The sequence below is a fragment of the Desulfocastanea catecholica genome, from assembly GCF_054657295.1.
The window spans coordinates 1-1,663 of sequence record NZ_BAAHYZ010000094.1; the positions used below are offsets into that span (position 1 = coordinate 1).

Here is a 1,663-nt window from a genome sequence, read left to right on the forward strand (position 1 = left end):
CTGGGTGAAATCAAGCATCTGGCCGCATCCATGCGGGCTACCCATAAAAAACCCGTTCAACCATAATCCTAAATATTTTTCGGACGGTTGCAGTACAAAAAAGGGGAAGGGCTTTGACAAAAAACCCTTCTTTCCTGCAATTAAGAACAACTCAATCGCAGCGACTGGGGTTCAGTGACTGTCTGTCCCGGTTCAACTTTGTGTCATATATAGTTTCAACTGCATACTCGGTTACCATTTTTAAAAGCATCATAAAAGGAAAAGAAACGTATGAAAGAAACGCCTGCTGGGGACTTCGTTCCTGTGGATATTTCGGAGCATGATGTCGTCGAGGCAATGAAAAGCATCGAAGGCTATATCGACATCACTCCCGGTGACTTCAAGGAAGTGTATCAAGTCGCCTATTCTCTTGCGATTAGACGACTCTTTGACAGCCTGACCGCCGGTAACATCATGAGTAAAACAGTGGTGTTTGTTAAGCAGGAACTGCCGCTTGTCGAGGCTGCACATCTGCTTGCCGAAAAAAAGATATCAGGTGGACCTGTTATCGATCAGGATGGACGCGTGATCGGCGTCGTTTCCGAAAAAGATTTCCTCAAGGAAATGGGCTTTGGTGCGACCCCGTCCTTTATGCAGATAGCTACCCATTGTCTCAACAGTAAGAGCTGCATGATCGGCAAATTACGTAACAGGACCGTTGGCGATATCATGACCAAACCACCGATAACCGCCGGTACTGAAATGACCATCGGCACCATTTCCACTCTCTTTGCCGAACGACAGATCAACCGATTGCCAATTGTTGATGCTGATGGACGACCAATTGGCATCGTCACCCGTACTGATCTGGCACATTCTTTTCATGCTCTGCAAGAGAGGCCGAAACCATGAACTATCTACAAAAAATGAAAGGCGGCGGACAAAGTCCTCCTAAGGTTGGCTTGTTTGAAGTTCTCTGGTCTTGGATAGGCAGTTTCTTCGGCATTGCCGTAGTTGCCCTTACCCACTACAAAATACTTGATCAGACCGGCTTGATGATGATCATCGGTTCTTTTGGCGCCTCAGCGGTACTCATCTACGGTGCTATTCGCAGCCCTTTAGCCCAACCGAGGAATCTCCTTGGAGGTCATATTCTGTCTGCTGTTATCGGGGTTACAGCCTTTCAAGTGTTCGGAGGGCAACCCTGGTAGGCAGCGGCTTTGGCGGTTTCTATTTCAATTGCTGTGATGCACCTCACAAAGACTCTCCATCCACCGGGAGGAGCAACAGCTCTAATCGCGGTTATCGGTGGTGACAACGTTCACAATCTCGGCTACCTCTACGTGGTGATGCCTGCCGCTTTAGGGGCAATGGTCATGCTCATTATTGCTCTTATCGTCAACAATATCCCAAAGAATCGGAGATATCCGGAGTTTTGGTTGTAGTGTCTTACAGATTATTGTTAGTTTTTAATGGCCAGCCATCATGGCTGCCACATCTTCTTCATCGTCCAAATACAGAGATTCTGAAGGTTGGCGACTTCCTCTTTTTTGCCGTAAACGCCTTGGATGGTGCAGCCGGTATTTCTAGTCGTTTTTCTAGCCGTTTCCTGGCACTCACGACAGAACATAGGCATGATTTTCCATCCTTGATGGTAAAAGAACACGTCCAATAAATTGTCGAT

General features: G+C 47.1%; 2 protein-coding genes and 1 pseudogene. 2 read left to right on the forward strand and 1 reads right to left on the reverse strand.

Annotated elements, in window-relative coordinates; translation table 11 throughout:
- Positions 1 to 270 precede the first annotated feature (270 nt).
- Together ACYQ8U_RS22935 and ACYQ8U_RS22940 are read left to right on the forward strand one after the other, a co-directional pair.
- Positions 271 to 891, forward strand: a complete 621-nt coding sequence (locus ACYQ8U_RS22935; protein ID WP_459947884.1) for a CBS domain-containing protein — start codon at positions 271 to 273, stop codon at positions 889 to 891.
- Positions 888 to 1,424: pseudogene (locus ACYQ8U_RS22940) on the forward strand (HPP family protein). The gene ACYQ8U_RS22935 and the pseudogene ACYQ8U_RS22940 overlap by 4 nt, the downstream one beginning before the upstream one ends.
- Positions 1,425 to 1,462: 38 nt before the next feature.
- On the opposite strand, the gene ACYQ8U_RS22945 reads toward ACYQ8U_RS22940, so the two are convergent.
- Positions 1,463 to 1,663, reverse strand: a 201-nt coding sequence (locus tag ACYQ8U_RS22945) for a hypothetical protein (RefSeq protein ID WP_459947885.1), incomplete at its 5' end; no start/stop codon positions are given.